Raw genomic sequence first — 22198 nt, 5'->3', positions numbered from 1 at the left:
TTATTTCAGCCGGATCCAGATGTGCTCGGAGTGCCCGAGCAGCCGCTCGTCCGCGCCGTACACCGCGGCGGCGGTGTAGATCTTGCGGCCCTGCTCGCCGCGGCTTTCCCCGACCACCACGCACGGCTCACCCGCCTCGGGCAGGCCGAGCACCGCGGCCGTCATCGAGCCGAGCAACGCGGGCCGGTCCAGCATGTTCGGCACCGACCAGCCACCAGGACAGTCCAGCGCCGCCCACAGCAGCGCGGCTCCGATCGGCAGCGATTCGTCCGGCGTCCACGGGGTCGCGACCACGTTCGCACGCACCGGGCCCGGAGTGAGACGCAGGCCGTCCTCGCGGGCGTTTCCGCACACGAAGCAGTACGCGAACATCTCGTTGGTCTCGTACGAGCCCGCGGCCGTTTCCGCCACCTCGCGCGGGACCGGTCCCGGGGTGTCCCGTTCGAACGCGCCCGCTCGCGATTCGGCGATCAGGCGCTCGCCGTCGAACAACTTGCCGTCCTCCAGCCGCAACGGCGTGTCCAGCGGGGCCGGATTGCGCAGCATGACCGTCACCGTGCCCTCGTCATGGTGTTCGGCGAGGCGTCCGGCGACGTAGCCGCCGTTACCCGAATCCGGCGGGCCGTTGAATCGACCGGGAATCTGCACAATCGTCACGACATCCCACGATAGACCGCCCTATCGGACTGCGCGCCGGACGTCCGTCCCCGCCCGCGCTCAGCCGAGCAGCACCGCGTACCCCGGCTTGATGATGTCGTCGATGATGCGCAGCCGTTCCGGGAACGGGATGAAGGCCGATTTCATCGCGTTGATGGTGAACCGCTCCAGATCGCTCCAGCCGTAGCCGAAGGTCTCGACCAGCTTCAGCATCTCCGCGCTCATCGTGGTGTCGCTCATCAGGCGGTTGTCGGTGTTGACGGTGACGCGGAAACGCAGCCGGGCCAGCAGGTCGAAGGGGTGCTTGTCCAGCGCGGGCACCGCACCGGTCTGCACATTCGACGACGGACACAGCTCGAGCGGAATCCGCATATCCCGCACGTAGTTGGCGACGAGCCCCAGTTCCGCGTCCTCCAGCGCGCCTGGCACGTGGATGTCGTCGGTGATCCGCACACCGTGCCCGAGCCGGTCGGCGCCGCAGAACGCCAGCGCCTCGTGGATCGACGGCAGCCCGAACGCCTCGCCCGCGTGGATGGTGAAGTGCGCGCTGTTCGCCCGCATGTACTCGAACGCGTCCAGGTGCCTGCTCGGCGGGAAGCCCGCCTCCGCGCCCGCGATGTCGAAGCCGCCGACGCCACGGTCGCGCCAGCGCACCGCGAGCTCGGCGATCTCGAGTGAGCGCGCCGCGTGCCGCATGGCCGTCAGCAGGCAGGTCACCACGATGGAATGTCCCGCCTCGGCGGCGGCCGCCTCACCTTCGCGGAAGCCTGCCAGGGTGTGCTCGACCACCTCGTCCAGGCTCAGGCCGCGCTCCAGATGTTGCTCGGGCGCGAAACGCACTTCCGCGTACACCACGCCATCGGCGGCCAGGTCCTCGGCGCATTCCCTGGCCACCCGGCGCAAGCCCTCCGGCGTCTGCATCACCGCGACGGTGTGCGCGAAGGTCTCCAGATAGCGCTCCAGCGACCCGCTGTCGGCCGCGGCGCGGAACCAGTCGCCGAGGGCGGCCTCGTCGGCGGCGGGTAGGTCGTCGTAACCGCAATCGGCGGCGAGCTCCAGCACCGTCGCGGGCCGCAGACCACCGTCGAGGTGATCGTGCAGCAGTGCCTTGGGAGCTTGGCGGATCGAGGCAAGGGTGAGCGGCATCGGTCCTGTCATGACCACACGTTAGCCGCGCCGCGCGGAATCGGCAGCGAACTCCCGGCGTGGCAACCATCTCGTTGCCGTCCGGCTACGACGTGGTCCACAGTGCGTCCATTCGGCGTTGCCGATCACGGTCGGCCGCACGCACGGAACCCGCGCTCAGGAAACGATTCGGTCCAAGATCAACGGGGCCTCCCCGGAAGGCGCGACGGCCTCGATGGTGATCGAATCCTTCAGTGCGGCAACGGCTCCGGGGATCACGTCGGGAGTGTCGGTGTGCAGGGTGAGCAACGCCGCTCCCGCGACGACCGAATCCCCCGGTTTGGCGTGCATCTCGATACCCGCGCCGAACTGCACCGGGTCGCCCTGGCGGGCGCGGCCCGCACCGAGGCGCCACGCGGCGATGCCGACACCCATGGCGTCCAGGCGGGTCAGGACGCCGTCGCGGTCGGCGCGCAGGGTTTCGGTGTGCCTGGCCCGCGGCAGGAGTGCGTCGGGGTCGCCGCCCTGGGCGCGGATCATCGCACGCCAGCAGTCCATCGCCCTGCCGTCGGCGAGTACGTCGGCCGGATCGACGTCCAGACCGGCCAGCGCCACCATCTCCCGGGCCAGCGCCAGGGTGAGCGTGACGACGTCGGCGGGTCCGCCACCGGCCAGCACCTCGACCGATTCGGCCACCTCGAGCGCGTTGCCCGCGGTACGGCCCAGCGGGGTGTCCATCGCGGTGAGCAGCGCGACGGTCCGCACCCCCTCGTCCTGGCCGAGCTCGACCATGGTGGTGGCCAGTTCGCGGGCGGCGCCCAGTTCCTTCATGAACGCGCCTGCGCCGACCTTCACGTCGAGCACCAGCGCGCCGGTGCCCTCGGCGATCTTCTTGCTCATGATCGAGCTGGCGATCAGCGGGATCGATTCGACCGTGCCCGTGACGTCGCGCAGGGCGTAGAGACGCTTGTCGGCCGGGGCGAGATCGGCGCCCGCGGCGCAGACCACCGCGCCGATCTTCGGATCGGCGAGGATCTCGCGCATGCGCGGCGTCGCGAGGTCGGCACGCCAGCCGGGGATCGACTCCAGTTTGTCCAAGGTGCCGCCGGTGTGGCCGAGCCCACGACCGGACAGCTGGGGCACCGCCGCGCCGCAAGCCGCGACCAAGGGCGCGAGCGGCAGCGTGATCTTGTCCCCGACCCCGCCCGTCGAATGCTTGTCGACCGTGGGGCGCGGCAGATCCGTGAAGTCCATCCGCCGCCCCGACGCGATCATGGCGGAGGTCCAGCGGGCCGTCTCCCTGCGCGTCATCCCGCGCCAGACGATGGCCATGGCCAGCGCCGACATCTGCTCGTCTGCGACCGCGCCCCGGGTGAACCCGTCGACCACCCAGTCGATCTGCGCGTCCGAGAGCTCCCCTCCGTCGCGCTTGGTCGTGATGATGGAAACCGCGTCCAAACCCGTCACCCGGCCAGTCTGGCACGACACCCCGGCGCGCCTGGTTCTTGTCGGACCGCTCCGATAGCCTCCCCGCATCAATCGATCGCCGAAAGCCGACTGCCGACAAGGGGGCAACCATGACCTGTTCGGATCTGGACCGTCGGATGGCCAGGATGGAGACGCGCGTCGCCGACCTCGAGGAGACGCTGCTGCGGGATGTTCGCGGCGTGAAGATCTTCGCGAAGCGGCTCGCGGCCCAGTCGTCGACCATCGGCGAGGGTGTCGCGCTCATGATGCAACGAATGGGCCTCACGCCTGTTCGGGTGCCGAATGCCGAGATGCCGACGCAGGCGGAGATCGACGAATCGTTCGAGGCCGACTGCTGACGAACGGCGACTACTGCTGCCCGGCGTCCAGGTCGTCGGGGCCGAAGGCGTCGGGTAGCAGTGTGCCGAGCCGGACGGGGCCCGCGCGGTGGTCCACCAGAAGATCCGGGCCGCCGTGCTCGTAGAGAAGTTGGCGGCAGCGACCGCACGGCATCAGGATTTCGCCGCGGGAATCGCAGACCGAGACGGCCGTCAGACGCCCGCCGCCACTCGCGAATAAGTTACCGACGAGTACGCATTCGGCGCAGAGGCCCAATCCATATGAGACATTTTCCACATTGCAACCGCTCACAATTCGACCATCCGGAGTGAGAGCTGCGGCGCCCACCGGGAAACGCGAGTAGGGCGCATAGGCGTTGCGCATTACTCGAATAGCATTGTCGTGCAAAACATTCCACTCGATTTCGGGCATCGAGAACCTCCCGCCGAACAACCGCGACAACGCCGCGCGACAGCAGCCGCACAGCCCATTACGCATCAACAAAGGTAAACCTAACCCAGCTGAATGTCGCGCAACGCACGGCACGCCGAATTAGTTCCGCGAAACCGAGAGGATTAGAGTCCACAACAGATCGGTTCAGGTTCCCGGCGGGCCCCGTGCAAACGGAGCACGTGCCACGGCACACATGGAGCACAGCGCAGCAACCTGGGCATTCGCCCCCTTCACGCGGCCGGCCCGGGACCTGAAACCGGGTCCATCAACGACGTTGGAGGCACCGCACTCTATGACCACGATCGAAGCTCCGGCCCAGCCGAAGCGGAAGACGCTGTACCGAGGCGACCCCGGAATGTGGTCCTGGGCGCTGCACCGGATCACCGGTGTCACCATCTTCTTCTTCCTCTTCGTGCACGTCTTGGACACCGCGCTGGTCCGGGTCAGCCCGGACACCTACGACCAGGCGATCGAGACCTACAAGAACCCGCTCGTCGCGCTGATGGAGATGGGTCTCGTGGTCTGCGTGCTGTTCCACGCGCTCAACGGCGTCCGCGTGATTCTCGTCGACTTCTGGGCGAAGGGCCCGCGCTACCAGCGCCAGATGCTCTGGATCGTGCTGGCCATCTGGGTCCTGGTCTCCGCCGCCGGTGTCGGCCGCCAGTTCTTCTACCTGTTCACGGAGCACTGATCACCATGACTGCACCTGTTCTCGGTAAGTCTCACGACCGGCCGGCCAGCCTGGATCTGCCCCGCTCGCCGCGTGCCCGCTCCAGCAACAACTTCGAGAAGTACGCGTGGCTGTTCATGCGCCTCTCGGGCCTGCTGCTGATCGTCCTCGTGATCGGCCACATGTTCATCATGCTGATGATCGACGGCGGCGTGCAGCGTCTGAACTTCGCCTTCGTCGCGGGCCGCTGGGCTTCCCCGTTCTGGCAGATCTGGGATCTCACCATGCTCTGGCTGGCCCAGCTGCACGGCGGCAACGGCCTGCGCACCGTGATCGACGACTACTCCCGCAAGGACTCGACCCGGTTCTGGCTCAAGACCCTGCTGGTCATCTCGATGATCCTGGTCATGGGCGTTGGCACCTACGTCATCTTCACCTTCGACCCCAACATCAGTTAGGAACAGGCCCTCGATGAGTGAATCGCGACCGATTCAGGAACACCGCTACGACGTCGTCATCGTCGGTGCCGGTGGCGCGGGCATGCGCGCGGCGATCGAGGCCGGTCCCCGGGTCCGCACCGCAGTGCTGACCAAGCTGTACCCGACCCGTAGCCACACCGGTGCGGCCCAGGGCGGCATGTGCGCCGCGCTGGCCAACGTCGAAGAGGACAACTGGGAATGGCACACCTTCGACACCGTCAAGGGTGGTGACTACCTGGTCGATCAGGACGCCGCGGAGATCATGGCCAAGGAGGCCATCGACGCGGTGATGGACCTCGAGAAGATGGGTCTGCCGTTCAACCGGACCCCCGAGGGCAAGATCGACCAGCGCCGCTTCGGCGGGCACACCCGCGATCACGGCAAGGCCCCGGTCCGCCGCGCGTGCTACGCCGCCGACCGCACCGGCCACATGATCCTGCAGACGCTGTACCAGAACTGCGTCAAGCACGACGTGGAGTTCTACAACGAGTTCTACGTGCTCGACCTGGTGCTCACCGAGACCGAGCGCGGTCCGGTCGCCACCGGCGTGGTCGCCTACGAGCTGGCCACCGGCGAGCTGCACGTCTTCCACGCCAAGTCGATCGTGTTCGCCACGGGCGGCTCGGGCCGGATGTACAAGACCACCTCGAACGCGCACACGCTGACCGGCGACGGCATGGCGATCGTGTTCCGCAAGGGTCTGCCGCTGGAGGACATGGAGTTCCACCAGTTCCACCCGACAGGTCTGGCCGGCCTCGGCATCCTGATCTCGGAAGCAGTCCGCGGTGAGGGCGGCATCCTGCGCAACGCCTCCGGCGAGCGCTTCATGGAGCGCTACGCCCCCACCATCAAGGACCTCGCGCCGCGCGACATCGTCGCCCGCTCGATGGTGCTCGAGGTGCTCGAAGGTCGCGGCGCCGGTCCGAACAAGGACTACGTGCTCATCGACGTGACCCACCTCGGCGAGGACGTGCTCGAGGAGAAGCTGCCCGATATCACCGAGTTCTCCCGCACCTACCTGGGCGTGGACCCGGTGAAGGAGCCGGTGCCGGTCATGCCGACCTGTCACTACGTGATGGGTGGCATCCCGACCCGTATCCGTGGCGAGGTGCTGCGCAACAACACCGACGTCGTCCCCGGCCTCTACGCGGCGGGCGAGTGCGCGTGCGTCTCGGTGCACGGCTCCAACCGCCTCGGCACCAACTCGCTGCTCGACATCAACGTGTTCGGACGCCGCGCGGGCATCGCCGCCGCGGAGTACGCCCAGCGCACCGAGTTCGTCGACATGCCGGAGAAGCCGGCGCAGATGGTGACCGAGTGGCTGGAGATGCTGCTGTCGGAGCACGGTAACGAGCGCGTCGCCGACATCCGCACCGAGCTGCAGTACACGATGGACATGAATGCCGCGGTGTTCCGCACCGAGGACACGCTCAAGCAGGCCCTCACCGACATCCACGCGCTCAAGGAGCGGTACGCGCGGATCACGGTGCAGGACAAGGGCAAGCGGTACAACAGCGACCTGCTGGAGGCCGTCGAGCTCGGCTTCCTGCTGGAACTGGCCGAAGTCACCGTCGTCGGCGCGCTGAACCGGAAGGAGTCGCGCGGCGGCCACGCCCGCGAGGACTACCCGGATCGCGACGACGTGAACTTCATGCGGCACACGATGGCCTACAAGGAGAGCCCGGAGCTCATCTCCGACATCCGCCTCGACTTCAAGCCGGTGGTGCAGACCCGTTACGAGCCGATGGAGCGTAAGTACTGATGACTGCTGTAGCCGAAGCACCCTCCTCGCAGAAGCCGGCTCCGGTCCCCGAGGGCTCGGTGATGATCACCGTCAAGGTGGCCAGGTTCAACCCGGAGGACGAGAAGGGCGCGCACTGGGAATCCTTCCAGGTGCCGGTCCTGCCGACCGACCGCTTCCTGAACGTGCTCATCTACATCAAGTCCTACCTGGACGGCACGCTCACCTTCCGCCGCTCGTGCGCGCACGGCGTCTGCGGTTCGGACGCGATGCGGATCAACGGCGTGAACCGGCTGGCCTGCAAGGTGCTGATGAAGGACATGCTGCCCAAGGGCGGCAAGTCGCTCACCGTCACCGTCGAGCCGATCCGCGGCCTGCCCGTGGAGAAGGACCTCGTGGTGGACATGGAGCCGTTCTTCGACGCGTTCCGCGCGGTGAAGCCGTACCTGATCACCACGGGTAACGAGCCCACCCGCGAGCGCATCCAGAGCCAGGCCGACCGCGCCCGGTTCGATGACACCACCAAGTGCATCCTGTGCGCCTGCTGCACCACCTCCTGCCCCGTGTACTGGAGCGACGGCAGCTACTTCGGCCCGGCCGCGATCGTGAACGCCCACCGCTTCATCTTCGACAGCCGCGACGAAGCCGCCCGCGAGCGCCTCGACATCCTCAACGACGTCGAAGGCGTCTGGCGCTGCCGCACCACCTTCAACTGCACCGACGCGTGCCCCCGCGGCATCGAGGTCACCAAGGCCATCCAGGAAGTCAAGCGAGCCCTGCTCTTCACCCGCTGATCTCCGGACCCGAACGGATCCACCGGCCAACGGCGAAGGCCGCCACCATCCAAAAATGGTGGCGGCCTTCGCCGTTGGCGCTTCTCCACGACCGGCACGCACCGATCCACGGCAGCGATGGTTACGAACATCTATCGATATTGCTGGGCACACAGCTGGAGATTTATCGTGAGACACATGAAGACCATGATCGACCTCAACGACGAAGCGCTGGCGCTGGCCGCCAAGGAGCTGGGCACGACCACGAAGAAGGACACGGTCAACGCCGCGCTCGAGTTCGTGGCCGATCGCAGGCGACGGATCGAGCAGGTGTTGAACGACCCCTACGGTTTCGGGGTAGGACCGGACATCGACGATCCGGAGATCATGCGCCAGGCTCGCCGTTGACCGAAACGACACCGCTGCGACTCCATCTCGTCGACACCTCGGCGGCCGCCCGGATCAGGCATCCACCGGTACGCAGCGTCATCGCGGGCCTCGTCGCCGATCGCGCCGCCGCGACCTGCGTCACCGTCGACCTCGAGACCGGGTACTCCGGTCGCAACCTCGCCGACGTACAGAACATCGGCCAGCGACGCCGTTCCCTGTACGTGAATCTGCCCATCAACGAAACCATCGCCGACCGCGCCCGCGAGGTTCAACTTCTGATGGCGCGCAGGAGTCAACACCGCTCGGCCGGAATCATCGACCTCCTGACCGCCGCTGTGGCCGAGTTCCACGGCGCGGTCCTCGTCCACTACGACGCCGACTTCGAGCACATCGCCGCGGTAACCCGGCAACCACAGGTATGGGTCGTCCCCCAGGGAAGCCTGAACTGACTCATTCGCGGCCGAGGGTGGTTGGGGTGGCGCGGGACCATTGTTCGCCCGCGAGGACGACGTGGTCGAGGAAGCGCAGGCCTACGGTGCGGGCGGCATCGATGAGGAGGGTGGTGGTGCGGCGGTCGTCGAGGCTGGGAGTGGCGGTGCCGGAGGGGTGGTTGTGGACGAGGGCGAAGGCGCGTCCGTCGTGGCGGAGCACGGTGTTGAGGATCTCGCGGATCGGGACGGCGACCTGATCGACCGCGCCTTCGGCGACGAACACCTTCTGCCGCAAGCGATTCTGGGAGTCGCAGACGAGGACGAGGATCCGTTCCACGCGGGCGCCGTCGAACAGCGGCCTGGCGATGCGGACGACGTCGGAGGCGCTTTCCAGGCGCGGCGCTGCCTCGGGTTCGGTGCGCGCTCTGCTGCCGAGCTGGAAGGCCGCGCTGATCGCGGCGGCCTTGGCCACCCCGACCCCGGCCCTGCGAAACAGTTCCTCGGGCCGGGCCGCGGCGAGCCCGGGGATGCCGCCGTATTCGGCGAGCAGCTCCGCGGCCAGTTCCAGCGCGCTCTCGCCTCGGCGGCCCTGGCCGAGCAGCAGGGCGAGCAGCTCGCTGTCGCTGAGCGCGGCGGGGCCGACCGCGAGCAGTCGCTCGCGCGGGCGCTGGCCGAAGGGCAGGGCGGCGATCGGTACCGACATCACAATCCCCCTCGAATGCGTTGGAGGATTCGCATCATGCCAGCGGCCACCGACAGGTCGGGTGGGCGCGGTTCGGGCAGAATGAGGGGACAACCGATCTCGGGGGGTAGCCGAATGTCTGGTCGTCGCAAGCACACAGCAGTCCGCGGCGGGCGGACGATCGACACGGCGGCGCTGTCCGTCCCGGGGACAAGGGCCGGACGAGTCCTCACCGCACTCGCGCTGACCGCACTCGCGGCGTGCGGCGCCGACACCGCGGCGAGCCCAGACCTCGGCAGGTACTACAACCAGCGCGTCGAATTCGGTTCCTGCGCAGACTATCCGCACGGCGCCGAGCTGACCGCAGGCGGCCTGGAATGCGCGCGGGTGACCGTCCCGCTCGACTACGACGAGCCAGAAGGCGCCACGGCCTCGATCGCGATCTCGCGTCTGCCCGCCCACGGCGAGCGGGTCGCCGCGCTGCTGACCAACCCCGGCGGCCCCGGCTCGCCCGGTCTGGCGATGCCGTTGATGTTCGCGAAAAGCGAGGTGGCGCAACGCTTCGACATGATCGGCGTCGATGTGCGCGGCCTCGGCGCCTCCACACCGAAGGTGGTGTGCCTGACCCCGGAGGAGTTCCAGGCCGAGCGCAACGAACTCGACGTCGACTACTCGGCGGAAGGCATCGCGCAGACCGAGCGCGAGAACCGCGACTACGTCGCGAAATGCGTACAGCGCACGGGTGTCGACGTGCTGGACAATGTCGGAACCCGGAATGTGGCGCGGGATTTCGACATCATCCGCGCGGCGCTCGGCGACGAGAAGCTGACCTACTACGGCGGCTCCTACGGCACCCGCCTCGGCTCCACCTTCGCCGAGATGTTCCCGGACCGCGTGCGCGCCATGGTCTTGGACGGCGGCGTCGACCCGGCCACCGACATGATCGACGTGGTGGCGTTCTCCGCCGGATTCCAGCGAGCCTCCGACACCTATGCCGCCGACTGTGTGAAAGCGCCGGACTGCCCTCTCGGCACCGACCCGGCCCGCGCCACGGAGGCTTTCCGCGCCCTCGTCCTCCCGCTGATCGACCGGCCCGCCGCTACCGCGGACCCTCGCGGTCTCCGCTACCGTGACGCGCTCAGCGGGGTGACCAATTCCCTGTACCACCCGGCGGGCTGGCCCCGCATCACCAAGGGTCTGAGGGAGCTGGCCGGTGGTCATGGCGACACACTGCTGGCCATCGCGGATGTCATCGCGGACGCGAGCACCGTCGAGCGGGATTTGCAGATGGCGGTGTTGTGCCTGGAGGAGAAGCGCGTCACCGACCCCGCGGCGGCCGCCGAGCTGGATCGCAAGTTCCGTGCCGCCGCACCGATTTTCGACGACGGCCGCGCCACCGGCCGAGCTCCGCTCGACGTCTGCGCTTTCTGGCCGGTGCCGCCGAACTCCCAGCCGCACGTCCCCTCCGTGCCGAATCTGCCGAAGGTCGTTGTCGTCTCCGTCACCGGCGATCCGGCCACTCCGCACCAGGGCGGGAAGAACCTGGCCCGCGCGCTCGGCGCCACCCTGGTCACCTACGAGGGCGTGCAGCACGGCGCCTTCGGCCAGGGTGTGGCCTGCGTCGACGAGCCGGTATTGCGTTATCTGGTAGACCTCACCCCACCGCCGGACGGGCTCACCTGCCCGTCGGCCTGAACCATGCCCTCGGCTTCGGAGTCGGATTCGTCGACCTAGGCCACATCGAGCGTCGCGCGCCGCTCCGACCTACCGCGGGCGGAGTCGGCCGACGCACGAGCAAATGGCGTCGAGCGCTACTAGCTGGACGGCCACCCGGCCCGCGAGGGCCTACGGGTGGTCGAGAGTCGGAGGAGCTACGACCGACCGTCGACTACGGCGACGACCTCCGGTGCCGGTAGCGCACAGAGCACCCCCGCCGCCAGCTTCTCCAGATGATGGAGTTGCCGCTCGTGCACCACGATTCGGCGCAACGCCTCGTTGACGGTGGCGTTGCTGTTGGACGTCCCCATGATCTCGGCGGCGGCGGCCAACAGCTTCTGGTCGAGATCGATCCGCACGGTATGCATGCGTCCTCCTTCGTACTTTCGCCATCTTGCGCCATCGCCCTCGCTCATGTCCGGCAAATCGCGTACACACGCCGACATCGACAGCCGGGCACGCAGGCCATTCCACCCCACCGTCACACGGTGGGCACCCGGCCGACGACCGCCGACGGCCGCAGCGAAGGCCGAGCTACGGCACGATTGCCACCGAATCGCCAGCTGCCACTGTTTTCCATGCACGAGGCCGGTAATCGACGGAAACGGCTCGGCCAGCTAGGCAGTGTGTACAGCTGGACGGGCTTTCGTTGTCGGAACGGACAGGCGGTGCTTGCATCGAAGTATGTTCACCGAGGCTCAGCTGTACTCACCGGTCACCCGTACCGGTGACGGCGACGTGACGGTGCACCTGAGCGATGAGCACCCCGGCGTGCACGACCCCGTGTACCGTGCCCGCCGCAATGCCATCGCCGCCCTCGCGCTGGCCTACGCGCCGGGGGAACCCGCACCGAAGATCGACTACACCGACGAAGAACAGCAGGTCTGGCGGATCGTCTCCGCCGAACTGGCCCTCAAGCACCGCACCTACGCTTGCTCGGAGGTGCTGGACGCCACGGCCCGGCTCGACCTGCCCGCCGACCACATCCCACAACTGGACGAGGTGACCGCGGCCCTGGCCCCGCTCACCGGTTTCCGCTATGTCCCCGCCGCGGGGCTCGTGCCGCTGCGCGAGTTCTTCGGCTCGTTCGCCGAACGCGTGTTCCACTCCACCCAGTACATCCGGCACCACTCCGCGCCGCTCTACACCCCCGAACCGGACGCCATCCACGAGATCATCGGGCACGCCAATCAGATCGCCAGCCCGCGCTTCGCCGCCATCTACGAGACCGTCGGCGCGGCGGTCGCCAGGCTGACCACCGAGACGGCGCTGAAGTTCCTCGCCGATGTGTTCTGGTTCTCGATGGAGTTCGGCGTCGTACGCGAGCGGGGCGAAATCCGCTGCTACGGCGCGGGATTGTTGTCCTCCTACGGCGAGCTGGACGAGTTCCGGCACGCCGAGCTGCGGCCGCTCGACGTGGTCACGATGGGGACCGCTGTCTACGACATCACCCACTACCAGCCGATTCTCTACTGCGCCGAGTCGATCTCGGAGATCGAGGACGTGATCGGCGTCTTCTTCGCCGAGATGGACGACGACACTCCCCTGCGCGCGCAGCACGACAAGAAGCGCCCGTCGGTGGCCGGGGCGAGCTGAACCGGGCTATTCGGCAGGTCGGCCGAGCGGAAGACCAGCTTCGAGGAAGTCCATCGCACGCCCGAGGTTCGTCGCGTTGACCGGCGCGCGCAGCGAAATGGCGATGCCAACACCGGCGATCGCACCGGCCATCACCCGAACCTCGAAATCGTCGGCGGGGCGGCCGACGTATTCGGCGATCAGTTCGACGACCATCTCGATGCTGCGCTCGAGCTCGATGCCGATAGCGGCGCGCAACTCGGGGACGTGGTAGAGCAGAGCTTGGCGCTCCTGTTCGAAGGCCAGGTCCTCGGGTGCCAGGGTGGTGAGCGCCGCGCCGATCGCATTGCGGAAGGCACGGATCGGGGGAAGACCGCGCGGCTGGTTGCGAACCTCCTCGATCAGCACGGGATCGAGATCATCGGCGATGACCAACTGCTCCTTGGTCGGGAAGTAGCGGAAGAAAGTGCTCGGCGAGACGTCGGCCGCCGCGGCGATCTGCTCGATGGTGGTCTCGCTGTAGCCCTGCTCGCGGAACAGCCGGAACGCCTCGGTGCGAATCGTCCGCCGAGTCCGCTCCTTCTTGCGCTCCCGCAGTCCCGGCGCCACGACACCTTCACCCGTTGCATCAACCGACATGTGTCGATTCTGACTCATCGCGCGGCGCTGCGACGGCAGGTGTGTCCACCGGCGCCGGCGCGCGGCGCGGCAACACCCGCAGCGCCAGCGGTACCGACACCGCGCAGACGGCCGCGCAGACCCACAGCATCAGGCTCATCCCGCCGACGAACGCCGACTGAACCTGCGCGAGCGCATCGGCGCTTCCGCTCACCTTCGCGGCGGCCGTCCCACTGCTCACCCCGTCGTCGTAGGGTGCGACGTTCAGCGCGCCGAGTTCGGCCCGGTACCGGGTGACCAGCACGGTGCCGAGCAGGGCGACGCCGATGGTGCCCGCCGCCTGCCGCAACGCCTGCAACAGCGCGGATCCGACACCGGCCCGCGCGACGTCCAGATCGTCGATCGCGACCGCCATCGCGACCGGCATCGCCATGCCCATGCCCGCGCCGACCAGCGTGATCCAGCACGCGGTGAACCAGTAGGCGGTGTCGACCTCGGTCAGCGCACCCCAACCCAAGCCGATGGCGAGCAGCGCCAGCCCCGCCGTGATCACCATCCGCGATCCCGCCTTCGACAGCAGCCGATCGCCCAGCCGCGCGCCGACGACCAGGCCGCCGATCATCGGCAGCAGCCGCAGTCCGCTGCCGAGCGCGTCAGCGCCGAGCACCTCCTGGTAGTACTGCGGCACCGTGAAGAACATGCCGAACATCGCGAAGGTGATCAGCACGGCGAACACCGCACCCCAGCGAAAACCGTTGCTGCCGAACAGCTCGAGATCGATCAGCGGATGGCGGCCACGCCGCTGCCACAGCAGGAACGCCGCCGCGGTGACCGCGCCGCAGGCGAGCGCCACCCAGGCCAACGGGTCGCCCCAGCCCTGTTCGCCGAAGCGGATGAAACCGTAGGTGACGCCGAGCATGCCGAGCATCGACAGCAGCACACCCGGCAGATCGAGCGGAAGCCGTTGCGGGTTGCGCGATTCCGGCACCAGCGCGGCCACCGCCGCCGCGCCCGCCACCACCAACGGAACGTTGATCAGGAAGACCGAGCCCCACCAGAAGTTGTCGACGAGCCAGCCGCCGAGCACCGGCCCCAGCGGCAGGCCGAGCGAGGTCGCGGTGACCCAGATCGACATGGCGCGGGCGCGCTCCCGCTGCTCGGGAAACAGCACCGGCAGTACCGCCATGGACAGCGGAATCATGGCCGCGGCGGCGATGCCGAGCACCACCCGCGCCGCGATCAGCTGGCCGGAGGTGTCCGCGAAGGCACAGGCCAGCGAGGCCAGGCCGAACAAGACCAGGGCGGCGAGCAGGATCCGCTTGCGGCCGTAGCGGTCGCCGAGCGCGCCCGCGGGCAGCATGAAGGCCGCGAGCGCCAGCGTGTAGGCGGAGCTGAACCATTGCAGCGCACCGGTATTCGCGTTCAGGTCGACGGCGAGGGTGGGCAGCGCGACGGTCAGGACGGTCACGTCCAGGCCGATGGTCAGCATGGCGAGCGCCAGCGCGCCGAGAGCGAACCACCGCCGGGAATCCACGTTCACAATCCCTCCAGAAAATGGAAGTTACTACTTTTTGATAGTAGCACTCATTTCATGGTCGCTGTCAATACTCGGTGATCAACGGCCTTCGCGCGGCCATACCGGCTATATGTGCGTCCGCCCTCGTCCCGGCCAGGTGCGGGCCGATTGGCGGCCCTCGGTCGACCGCGGCGGTTACGCTCGCTCCCGATGAAGATCCCGCGTCCTTGCCACCACGCCACGCGCCGCCTCACCGGCGCGCTGGCCGCTGCCGCACTGCTCGGCGGCCTGATCGCGACGCCTGCTCTCGCGGCGCCGCCCACCCCGACCACCACACCGTTCACCACACCGAACACGGACAACTGCCCGCAGAAGACCATGCCGCCCGCGCCGATCGATGCCTCCGAGACGCCCGCGCCCGGAAAACCGACACCCGCACCGCTATCGGTTCCCGTGCCTCCGGTGGGCGGCACCAGGATGGGCGAGTGCGGCGTGGTGCTGCCGAAGGGCGCGCCGCCCGCGCCGCGGGACATCTCCGCGACCGCCTGGGTGGTGTCGGATCTCGATACCGGCGCGGTGCTCGCCGCCAAGGACCCGCACGGGCGCTACCGCCCGGCGAGCACCATCAAGGTGCTGCTGGCTACCGTCGCACTGCGCGCGCTGAAGCTGGACACAGTGGTCACCGGCACCCAGGAGGACGCGGACGTCGACGGCACCCGCGTCGGCGTCGGCCCCGGCGGGCAGTACACCAACCTGCAGCTCTTCCAGGCGCTGATCATGGCCTCGGGCAACGACGCGGCGCATGCGATCGCGGCCCAGCTCGGCGGCGACGAGGCGACCGTGACCAAGATGAACCAGCTGGCGAAATCGTTGTACGCCTTCGATACTCGCGCGGCCACACCGTCCGGCCTGGACGGGCCTGGCATGAGCACCTCGGCCTACGACCTGTCAGTGCTGTTCCGCGAGGCGATGACCATCCCGCTGTTCGCCGAGTTGATCCAGACCGAACAGATCGATTTCCCTGGCTATCCCAAGAATCCGAAGATCCCGAACGACCCCGACCACCCCGGCTTCGCGGTCGGCAACGACAACCACCTGTTGTACAACTACGAGGGCGCGCTCGGCGGCAAGACCGGCTACACCGACGACGCCAGGCAGACCTTCGTCGGGGCCGCGCAACGCGACGGGCGCAGGCTGGCGGTCACCCTGCTGCAAGCCGAGGTACGCCCGATACGGCCGTGGGAGCAGGCGGCCAGGCTGCTCGACTACGGTTTCGCGCTGCCGCGCGGCACCGAGGTCGGCCGGCTGCCGAACCACGAGCCGAACCACCAGACGGACGAGGCCGAACCCACTGCGGCACTGGCCACTCCGCCGGGCGCGGAAGGCGGCGACGTGCTCGCGAGCCCGCAGCGCGAGCGCGACCACGTGGGCACGCGCACGCTGGTGATGGTCGGCGGCCTCGCACTGATCCTGTTCCTGCTGCTCAAGGCGCGGCGCGTCAATCGCCAACGCCGCTGAGCCGGAATCGATCCGGCGCGGGCGAGCTCAGCGACGCCTGCGCAAGGTCGCCAGCCCGAGGGCAGCCAGCGCGCCCGCGCCGAAGTAGGCCGCGCCGCTGCCGAACGCCCCGGCGGTGTTGACGACGCGGGGCCGGATGACGGCCGCCGTAGCGGGCGGGGCGACCTCGGGCTCGTTCTCGGAAGCGGTGGCGGCCCATGCCGTCGCGAACAGGATGATGCGATAGGTGATGTAGCTGAACACCATCAGACCGATGATCGACCCGAAGGCCGCGCCCGCCGGACTGCGCAGCACGATCTGCAGGTAGATCGATGCGACGAACTTGAAGACCTCGAAGGCCAGCGCGGCGAGCAACGCGGCCTTCGCGGCGCTGGCCAGCGTGACGGGCTCGCGCGGCAGCCGCGCGATGATCCACGCGAACACCGCCCAGCTCGCCAGCAGCGCGAACAGGATCGACAGCAGCGTCAACAGCAGCCGGGCGCCGGGCAACTCGTCCAGACCGTAGCGCGCCAGCAACTGGGCGCCCAGATTGCTGGAGCCCAGCGCCGAAAGCCCGAGCGACACCACGAAGGCCAGGCCGAGCCCGATCAGCGCGCCGAGGTCGGAGATCTTGGTGCGCAACCAGTTGCCTTCCTCGTGCTTCTGCTCCCACTGCTCGGTGAGCGCGGCGCGCAGATTCGCCATCCAGCCGAGTCCGGCGTACAGACCGGCGAGCAGGCCGAGCACACCGACCGTGCCGCGGGAACGAACGGCCTGATCGATGAGCCCGTTGAGCTGGGTGCCCAGCTCGCCGGGGATGTTCTCGACGATCTTGTCCTGAAGTTCTCGGAACAGCTCCTCGTTGCCCGCCAGTACGAAGCCGGCGACCGCGAACGCCACCATCAGCAACGGAAACAGCGACAGCACGGTGAAATACGTGATCCCGGCCGCGTAGTAGTCGCCGCGCTGGCGCTGGTAGCGGCCGCCGGCCCGGATCAGATGATCCAGCCAGGGCCGCGCCTGCACACGATGTTCGATCCCGGCCTTGACGTTGTCGATCGCCTGCACGTGCTCGCCCCTTCGACACCCGATGAACGCGGCCGGGCGCAGTCCGTCACCGGCTCGCGCACAGCCGAAGCGAAGGCGGAATCACGCCCGGCCCTCGCAAGCGTCGTACCCGAGCTAGCGGGCCAGGAAACCCACCCGGTCGTAGACCTGTGCGAGAGTGTTGCCGGCGATCTCCCGCGCCCGCTCCGCACCGGCTGCGAGGATACGGTCGAGTTCGCCTTTGTCCGCCAGATACTCTTCCACCTTGGCGCGCAAGGGCGTGACAAATTCCACCAGCGCGTCGGCAACGTCGGATTTCAGGTCGCCGTAGCCCTTGCCCTCGTAATCCTTCTCCAGCGTGACGATCGGCGTTCCGCCCAGCGAGCTCAGAATGACCAGAAGGTTGCTGACGCCCGGTTTCACCTCCGGGTCGTAGCGGATCTCGCGCTCGGTGTCGGTGACCGCGGAGCGGATCCGCTTGGCGGTGATCTTCGGGTCGTCGAGCAGGTTGATCAAGCCCGCGTCGGTGGCGGCCGACTTGCTCATCTTGGCGGTCGGGTCCTGCAGGTCGTAGATCTTCGCGGTGCCCTTGACGATGTGCGCCTCCGGCACCACGAAGGTCTTCTTGAAGCGAGTGTTGAAGCGCTGCGCCAGGTTTCGGGTCAGCTCCAGATGCTGGCGCTGATCCTCGCCGACCGGCACCTGGTGCGGGCGGTAGAGCAGGATGTCGGAGGCCATCAGCACGGGATAGGTGAACAGGCCGACGGTGGCGTTCTCCGCGCCCTGCTTGACCGACTTGTCCTTGAACTGGGTCATCCGGCTGGCCTCGCCGAAACCGGTGATGCAGCTGAGGACCCAGGCCAGCTCGGCGTGCTCGGGCACCTGGCTCTGCACGAACAGCGTCGACTTCTTGGGGTCGATGCCGATCGCCAGCAGCTGCGCCGCCGCGGCCCTGGTGCGCGCCCGCAGTTCCTTCGGGTCCTGCGGGACCGTGATGGCGTGCATGTCCGGGATGAAGTACAGCGCGTCGTAGTCGTCCTGCATGGTGACCCAGTACTGCAGCGCCCCAAGGTAGTTGCCCAGGTGGAACGAGGAGCTGGTCGGCTGGATCCCGGACAGCACGCGCTGTTTACGCTCGGCGGCCGGGGCTGGTGCGGGACTCGACATGCCCCCGATCTTTCCATGGGAGTCCAGCGGAATTTCGAGCCGCCCAGTTGCGCGGGTCGACGCCTGGCATGCTCGGCCTGCCGGTCCGCGTGAGCCTGCGCTCGCGGTCGGAGACCAGCCGGTAGACCGGGCCGCTCGGACCGGCGAGCGTGCCGCGCAGCACCCTGGGGGCGAGCGGCGGCGCGAAGTGCGCGGTGCGCACACCGCCCGCCAGCGCGCGGAAGGCGAGCTCGTCGGCCGTTCCCCAGCGCATGCCGTACATGGCGCGGATGCGCGGCGGCAGACTGCCCTGCACCAGCAGGAAGAACGCCGATGCGACCTGCTGCAACGGCGCACGCTGCGGATACGGGACGCGCTGACCCGCCAGATATGACCCGACCAACCGGGCCTCGTCGGTGAGGAACAGCTCGTCGGAGGCGAGGTAGCCGTCGAAGTAGCGGCGGAAGGCCGGATAGTCGGCGGGCGCGGCGTCGCGGGGCATGCCGAACAGCTCCGCCCAGCGCACGTAGTCCTGGTACAGCCCCGCACGCTCGCCGTCGGTCAGCCTGCGGACCAGCAGGTCGTACATCACCTCGGCGGAATCGAAGGTGAACGCCATGGTCATGAACATCAGGTGCGGATCGAGGGCCGAGTACGACGCTCCCGCCGGATGGTGCGGCCCGGCGTCCTCGGGCAGCTCGCCTACGACCCTGGCATGCTTCTTGGTGGTGAAAGCCAGCGCCCGATCCGCCTCCTCCTTGCTGCCGAGGAAGACGGCCTCGAACAGTTTCCCGGTGAGCGCCAGCCGGGTGTAGGGCGTGCCGCGGTGCTCGGTGTTCTCGGCCGTCCCGACGTAGAGCCGTGGGTGCACGGCGCCGATCACCAGCGCCCGCTGTCCGTAGGTGAGGCCGACCGCGCGCTTGCTCATGACGCGTCGCGCCATGGAGTTGTCGGCGAAGTATCCGGGCTGGGACGAGTGTGCGGACATCGTTGTCTCCTCATCGAAGGTCCCGGCCCGAGCCGAAACCGACAGCATCTGGCAATAGAATCCTCCAGATCAAACCTTCTGGCAATACTCAATGCCAGAATTGTGTCCGTGCCAGAATCGTGCTGTGACAGCGCAGCGGACCTACGGCGGCGTCTCCGCCGACCAACGCCGGGCACAACGGCGCACCGCACTGCTGGACGCCGCACTCGAGATCATCGGCGTCCACGGCCTGGCCAAGCTCACCGTCTCCGGGCTGTGCGCGCAGGCCGGGCTCAACGAGCGGTACTACTACGAGAACTTCGACAGCCGCGACGCCGTGCTCACCGCGCTGACCGACCGGATCGCCGAGGAGCTGGCGATCGCGATCCTGGAGAGCCTGCGCGGCGCGCCGGACGAATCGCGCGCCAAGGCACACGCCGCCATCGCCGCGGGCATCCATGTGCTCACCGACGATCCGCGCAAGGCCAAGGTCGCGCTGGTCGCGGGCATGGCCACACCGGAGCTGCGGGCCAGGACCACCGAGACGATCCGGGTCTTCGCGCGCATGGTCGCCGCCGAGGGCATCGACTTCTACGGCATCACCGATCCCGAACCGGATCCCGCCATCTTCTTCCGCGCGACCTACCTGGTCGGCGGGCTGGTGCAGACGTTGACCACGTGGCTGCAAGGCGAACTGCCCCTCACGAAAGAGGAGCTCATCGACCACACCACGGACGTGTTCGTCCTGCTCGGCGAGGACCTCGCGCGCCGCTTGGGGTGACCGCGCCGCTCGGGTGACGCGGGCCGATCAGGCCATGGTCAGCGCGACGACCTCGGGCGAGAACGGTGCGCTCTGATAGACCACGCGGAACGCGACGTCGCGCCGCGCCCAGTAGTCGGCGCACTCACGCATCGCCTGCTCGAACCAGTCCCGCTCGTCGGGCTGATCGGCGAGCAGCGCGTCGGCATCGCGCACCACGGCGACGTAACCGCTCGCCTCCCCGACGAAATCGTCCAGGTCGCGCAGGCATTCGTCGAAGGCGTCCTTGTTGGCGCCGAAGTAGTACGGGAACTGGAAGGCCGCCGCCCACTCGTCGAAGACGCCTCCGGTGCCGCGCATCTTGCGCCCGCGCAACTCGCGCACCAGGTACCCGGCGGGCGCTCGGTAGCGGACCTCGCTCAGTTCCGGCGCGTCGACCGGCAGCGCGCCGAGTACCGGCTCGGACCTGCCGCCCGGTGCGGAAGGCGCGCCGTCGCCGGTGCGGGCGAGGAACCGCGAGAGCGGAACCGGACGTGGCATCAGCGCATCCTCGTGAAGGTCTCGTAGTGGTCGCCGGTGTACCAGGCCGTGCCGTCGCTGCCGGTGACGATGCGTTGGGCGTCGCGGGAGCGGTTGCGCTGCTTGGGATTGACGTCCCACTCCTGATAGGTGATCGACCCGCCCGTGGCGTCGGTGCGCGGCAACGTGCCCTCCCGATTCATCCAGCGCTCGCCGCCTTTGGTGCCTGGCGCGTTCGCCGAATCCGGCCAGCGGCGCGCATCGATCTCGGCCAACGTGACGTAGGCGCGGTCCGGAACGCCCTGTGCCCGGCTCGGCGAAGCCGTGACCGCGGCGGGCGGGAAGGCCGTCGGACGCGCGGAGACGTTCGAGGCGGTCGCCGTGGCGCGGGTCGTCGCGGTGGCCGAGCCCGCCGTGCGGTCGGTGTAGGAGCCGCCGCGCGACGTGAGCACCGCGAGCAACAGAACCACCGCCACCGCGCCGAGCGCCGCCAGCGCCCGAATCACCTTGTTGCTCATGCCCTCACCTCCATGACGCCCGGCCCCGGCATGCGCGAAGCGCGCTGGCACACGACTCGCTCACTCCGCTCGCTCATGCCTGCACCTCGCTGACACCCGGCTCCAGCATCCGCGAAGCGCGCTCGCACACGACTCGCTCACCCCGCTCGCTCATGCCTGCACCTCGCTGACACCCGGCTCCAGCATCCGCGAAGCGCGCTCGCACACGACTCGCTCACCCCGCTCGCTCATGCCCTCACCTCACTGACGCCCTGCTCCCGCATGCGCGAAGCGATGTTCGTTCATCGGTACTGCACCGTGACCGGAGCGTGGTCGGACCAGCGCTGATCGTAGGCGGCGGCCCGCTCGACGACGGCCTGCTTGACGCGGCCGGGCAGCTCCCCGCGCGCCAGCTGGTAATCGATGCGCCAGCCGGAATCGTTGTCGAAGGCACGGCCGCGGTAGGACCACCAGCTGTAGGGCCCGTCGACGCCGGGGTGCAGCTGACGCACCACGTCGACATAGCCCGCGGCGATCAGCTCGTCGATCCAGGCGCGTTCCTCGGGCAGGAACCCGGCCGACTTCAGATTGCCCTTCCAGTTCTTCAGGTCGCGTTCGGTGTGCGCGATGTTCCAGTCGCCGCTGACCACGAAGTCGCCGGCGCGGGTCTTCAGGTAGGCGCCGAACTCGGCCATGAACTGGTACTTCTCGTCCTGGCGCGCGGTGCCCGCGTCACCGGAGTGCACGTACACGCTGGCGACGGTCAGCTCGTCGAATTCGGCCTCGAGGTAGCGCCCGGAGGTACCGAACTCGGCGCTGCCGAATCCGATCCGCACCGCCTTCGGCTCCCGCCTGGACAGGATGCCGACACCGGCCCTGCCCTTGGATTCGGGCTCCGCGTGCGCCAGCCACCAGCCGTCGGCCAGCGTGGGCGCCAGCGCGGCGCGGGTCTGCTCGTCGGTGGCGCGGGTCTCCTGCAGGCAGACGATGTCGGCCTCGGTGGTCGCGAGCCACTCGAGCATGCCCTTGCCCGTGGCAGCTCGGACGCCGTTTACGTTGACCGTGGAGATGATGTAGGGCACGCAACGACCGTACAATGCTGGTCAGAGATATCGCCCCCGGACACCGCCGTC

At 68.5% G+C, this 22198-nt stretch carries 25 protein-coding genes; 11 read left to right on the top strand and 14 right to left on the bottom strand.

Annotation, left to right across the window (positions count from 1 at the left end; all coding sequences use genetic code 11):
- From AC3ERS_RS06215 to AC3ERS_RS06205, 3 genes are all read right to left on the bottom strand, one after another.
- Positions 1 to 657 carry a hypothetical protein gene (locus AC3ERS_RS06215; protein ID WP_431964366.1) on the bottom strand — a complete coding sequence of 219 codons (657 nt, stop codon included), beginning with the start codon at positions 655 to 657 and terminating at the stop codon, positions 1 to 3.
- 60 nt (positions 658 to 717) lie between these two features.
- Positions 718 to 1815, bottom strand: a complete 1098-nt coding sequence (locus AC3ERS_RS06210) for an adenosine deaminase (RefSeq protein WP_431964364.1) — start codon at positions 1813 to 1815, stop codon at positions 718 to 720.
- A gap of 144 nt (positions 1816 to 1959) precedes the next feature.
- Complete coding sequence (locus tag AC3ERS_RS06205; protein WP_431964362.1) at positions 1960 to 3249, bottom strand: thymidine phosphorylase; 1290 nt, start codon at positions 3247 to 3249, stop codon at positions 1960 to 1962.
- Between the two features lie 110 nt (positions 3250 to 3359).
- On the opposite strand from AC3ERS_RS06205, the gene AC3ERS_RS06200 reads away from it, so the two are divergent.
- Positions 3360 to 3608 carry a hypothetical protein gene (locus AC3ERS_RS06200; RefSeq protein ID WP_431964360.1) on the top strand — a complete coding sequence of 83 codons (249 nt, stop codon included), beginning with the start codon at positions 3360 to 3362 and terminating at the stop codon, positions 3606 to 3608.
- Between the two features lie 10 nt (positions 3609 to 3618).
- Here the strand turns inward: AC3ERS_RS06200 and AC3ERS_RS06195 are convergent, their stop codons facing one another.
- Entirely contained in the window at positions 3619 to 4020 is a 402-nt protein-coding gene (locus tag AC3ERS_RS06195) for a cytidine deaminase (protein WP_431964358.1), read from the bottom strand.
- A 313-nt stretch (positions 4021 to 4333) separates the two neighbouring features.
- Between AC3ERS_RS06195 and sdhC the strand changes: the two genes are divergently transcribed.
- The 6 genes from sdhC to AC3ERS_RS06165 all read left to right on the top strand — a co-directional run bounded on the left by sdhC (position 4334) and on the right by AC3ERS_RS06165 (position 8543).
- Complete coding sequence (gene sdhC, locus AC3ERS_RS06190; protein WP_431964356.1) at positions 4334 to 4732, top strand: succinate dehydrogenase, cytochrome b556 subunit; 399 nt, start codon at positions 4334 to 4336, stop codon at positions 4730 to 4732.
- Between the two features lie 5 nt (positions 4733 to 4737).
- Positions 4738 to 5169 carry a succinate dehydrogenase hydrophobic membrane anchor subunit gene (locus AC3ERS_RS06185; protein ID WP_431964354.1) on the top strand — a complete coding sequence of 144 codons (432 nt, stop codon included), beginning with the start codon at positions 4738 to 4740 and terminating at the stop codon, positions 5167 to 5169.
- Between the two features lie 13 nt (positions 5170 to 5182).
- Positions 5183 to 6952 carry a succinate dehydrogenase flavoprotein subunit gene (gene sdhA / locus AC3ERS_RS06180; protein WP_431964352.1) on the top strand — a complete coding sequence of 590 codons (1770 nt, stop codon included), beginning with the start codon at positions 5183 to 5185 and terminating at the stop codon, positions 6950 to 6952.
- Positions 6952 to 7725: a succinate dehydrogenase iron-sulfur subunit gene (locus tag AC3ERS_RS06175; RefSeq protein WP_357460030.1), complete on the top strand. Its 774-nt coding sequence runs from the start codon at positions 6952 to 6954 to the stop codon at positions 7723 to 7725. The genes sdhA and AC3ERS_RS06175 overlap by 1 nt, the downstream gene beginning before the upstream one ends.
- A gap of 177 nt (positions 7726 to 7902) precedes the next feature.
- On the top strand, positions 7903 to 8112 hold the full coding sequence (locus AC3ERS_RS06170; protein WP_084501563.1) for a type II toxin-antitoxin system VapB family antitoxin: 210 nt from the start codon (positions 7903 to 7905) through the stop codon (positions 8110 to 8112).
- Positions 8109 to 8543, top strand: coding sequence for a PIN domain nuclease (locus tag AC3ERS_RS06165; RefSeq protein ID WP_431964349.1), 435 nt, complete (start codon positions 8109 to 8111; stop codon positions 8541 to 8543). The genes AC3ERS_RS06170 and AC3ERS_RS06165 overlap by 4 nt, the downstream gene beginning before the upstream one ends.
- 1 nt (position 8544) lies before the next feature.
- On the opposite strand, the gene AC3ERS_RS06160 is transcribed toward AC3ERS_RS06165, so the two are convergent.
- A complete protein-coding gene (locus tag AC3ERS_RS06160) occupies positions 8545 to 9228 on the bottom strand; it encodes a JAB domain-containing protein (protein WP_431964347.1) in 684 nt (227 codons plus the stop codon).
- A 114-nt stretch (positions 9229 to 9342) separates the two neighbouring features.
- On the opposite strand from AC3ERS_RS06160, the gene AC3ERS_RS06155 reads away from it, so the two are divergent.
- Positions 9343 to 10902 (top strand): alpha/beta hydrolase, encoded by a 1560-nt coding sequence (locus AC3ERS_RS06155; protein ID WP_431964345.1) that lies wholly within the window; start codon positions 9343 to 9345, stop codon positions 10900 to 10902.
- Positions 10903 to 11078: 176 nt separating this feature from the next.
- On the opposite strand, the gene AC3ERS_RS06150 is transcribed toward AC3ERS_RS06155, so the two are convergent.
- The gene (locus AC3ERS_RS06150) at positions 11079 to 11291 is read right to left on the bottom strand and encodes a type II toxin-antitoxin system VapB family antitoxin (protein ID WP_431964343.1); all 213 of its coding nucleotides are present in this window, start codon (positions 11289 to 11291) and stop codon (positions 11079 to 11081) included.
- A gap of 316 nt (positions 11292 to 11607) precedes the next feature.
- Between AC3ERS_RS06150 and AC3ERS_RS06145 the strand changes: the two genes are divergently transcribed.
- Positions 11608 to 12519 (top strand): phenylalanine 4-monooxygenase, encoded by a 912-nt coding sequence (locus AC3ERS_RS06145; RefSeq protein WP_431964341.1) that lies wholly within the window; start codon positions 11608 to 11610, stop codon positions 12517 to 12519.
- Positions 12520 to 12525: 6 nt separating this feature from the next.
- Here the strand turns inward: AC3ERS_RS06145 and AC3ERS_RS06140 are convergent, their stop codons facing one another.
- Positions 12526 to 13137: a TetR family transcriptional regulator gene (locus AC3ERS_RS06140; protein ID WP_431964339.1), complete on the bottom strand. Its 612-nt coding sequence runs from the start codon at positions 13135 to 13137 to the stop codon at positions 12526 to 12528.
- On the bottom strand, positions 13127 to 14656 hold the full coding sequence (locus AC3ERS_RS06135; protein ID WP_431964337.1) for an MFS transporter: 1530 nt from the start codon (positions 14654 to 14656) through the stop codon (positions 13127 to 13129). The genes AC3ERS_RS06140 and AC3ERS_RS06135 overlap by 11 nt, the downstream gene beginning before the upstream one ends.
- 186 nt (positions 14657 to 14842) lie before the next feature.
- Between AC3ERS_RS06135 and AC3ERS_RS06130 the strand changes: the two genes are divergently transcribed.
- Entirely contained in the window at positions 14843 to 16150 is a 1308-nt protein-coding gene (locus AC3ERS_RS06130; RefSeq protein ID WP_431964335.1) for a D-alanyl-D-alanine carboxypeptidase family protein, read from the top strand.
- A gap of 27 nt (positions 16151 to 16177) precedes the next feature.
- On the opposite strand, the gene yhjD is transcribed toward AC3ERS_RS06130, so the two are convergent.
- The 3 genes from yhjD to AC3ERS_RS06115 all read right to left on the bottom strand — a co-directional run bounded on the left by yhjD (position 16178) and on the right by AC3ERS_RS06115 (position 19310).
- Entirely contained in the window at positions 16178 to 17197 is a 1020-nt protein-coding gene (gene yhjD, locus AC3ERS_RS06125; RefSeq protein WP_431964333.1) for an inner membrane protein YhjD, read from the bottom strand.
- Between the two features lie 114 nt (positions 17198 to 17311).
- The gene (gene trpS, locus AC3ERS_RS06120; protein ID WP_431964331.1) at positions 17312 to 18343 is read right to left on the bottom strand and encodes a tryptophan--tRNA ligase; all 1032 of its coding nucleotides are present in this window, start codon (positions 18341 to 18343) and stop codon (positions 17312 to 17314) included.
- Positions 18306 to 19310 (bottom strand): oxygenase MpaB family protein, encoded by a 1005-nt coding sequence (locus tag AC3ERS_RS06115; protein ID WP_431964329.1) that lies wholly within the window; start codon positions 19308 to 19310, stop codon positions 18306 to 18308. The genes trpS and AC3ERS_RS06115 overlap by 38 nt, the downstream gene beginning before the upstream one ends.
- A gap of 124 nt (positions 19311 to 19434) precedes the next feature.
- Between AC3ERS_RS06115 and AC3ERS_RS06110 the strand changes: the two genes are divergently transcribed.
- Positions 19435 to 20070: a TetR/AcrR family transcriptional regulator gene (locus AC3ERS_RS06110; protein WP_431964327.1), complete on the top strand. Its 636-nt coding sequence runs from the start codon at positions 19435 to 19437 to the stop codon at positions 20068 to 20070.
- 27 nt (positions 20071 to 20097) lie between these two features.
- Here AC3ERS_RS06110 and AC3ERS_RS06105 read toward each other — a convergent pair whose 3' ends face one another.
- The 3 genes from AC3ERS_RS06105 to AC3ERS_RS06095 all read right to left on the bottom strand — a co-directional run bounded on the left by AC3ERS_RS06105 (position 20098) and on the right by AC3ERS_RS06095 (position 22147).
- Entirely contained in the window at positions 20098 to 20589 is a 492-nt protein-coding gene (locus AC3ERS_RS06105) for a barstar family protein (RefSeq protein ID WP_431964325.1), read from the bottom strand.
- Positions 20589 to 21086, bottom strand: a complete 498-nt coding sequence (locus AC3ERS_RS06100) for a guanyl-specific ribonuclease (protein WP_431964323.1) — start codon at positions 21084 to 21086, stop codon at positions 20589 to 20591. Before AC3ERS_RS06100 ends, AC3ERS_RS06105 begins: the two co-directional genes overlap by 1 nt.
- A 281-nt stretch (positions 21087 to 21367) precedes the next feature.
- Positions 21368 to 22147 carry an exodeoxyribonuclease III gene (locus tag AC3ERS_RS06095; RefSeq protein WP_431964321.1) on the bottom strand — a complete coding sequence of 260 codons (780 nt, stop codon included), beginning with the start codon at positions 22145 to 22147 and terminating at the stop codon, positions 21368 to 21370.
- Between the last annotated feature and the right edge of the window lie 51 nt (positions 22148 to 22198).

The organism is Nocardia sp. bgisy134 (genome assembly GCF_057708325.1).
The sequence above is the reverse complement of the archived record's forward strand: the minus strand, read 5'-3'. Positions and strand labels throughout refer to the sequence as shown.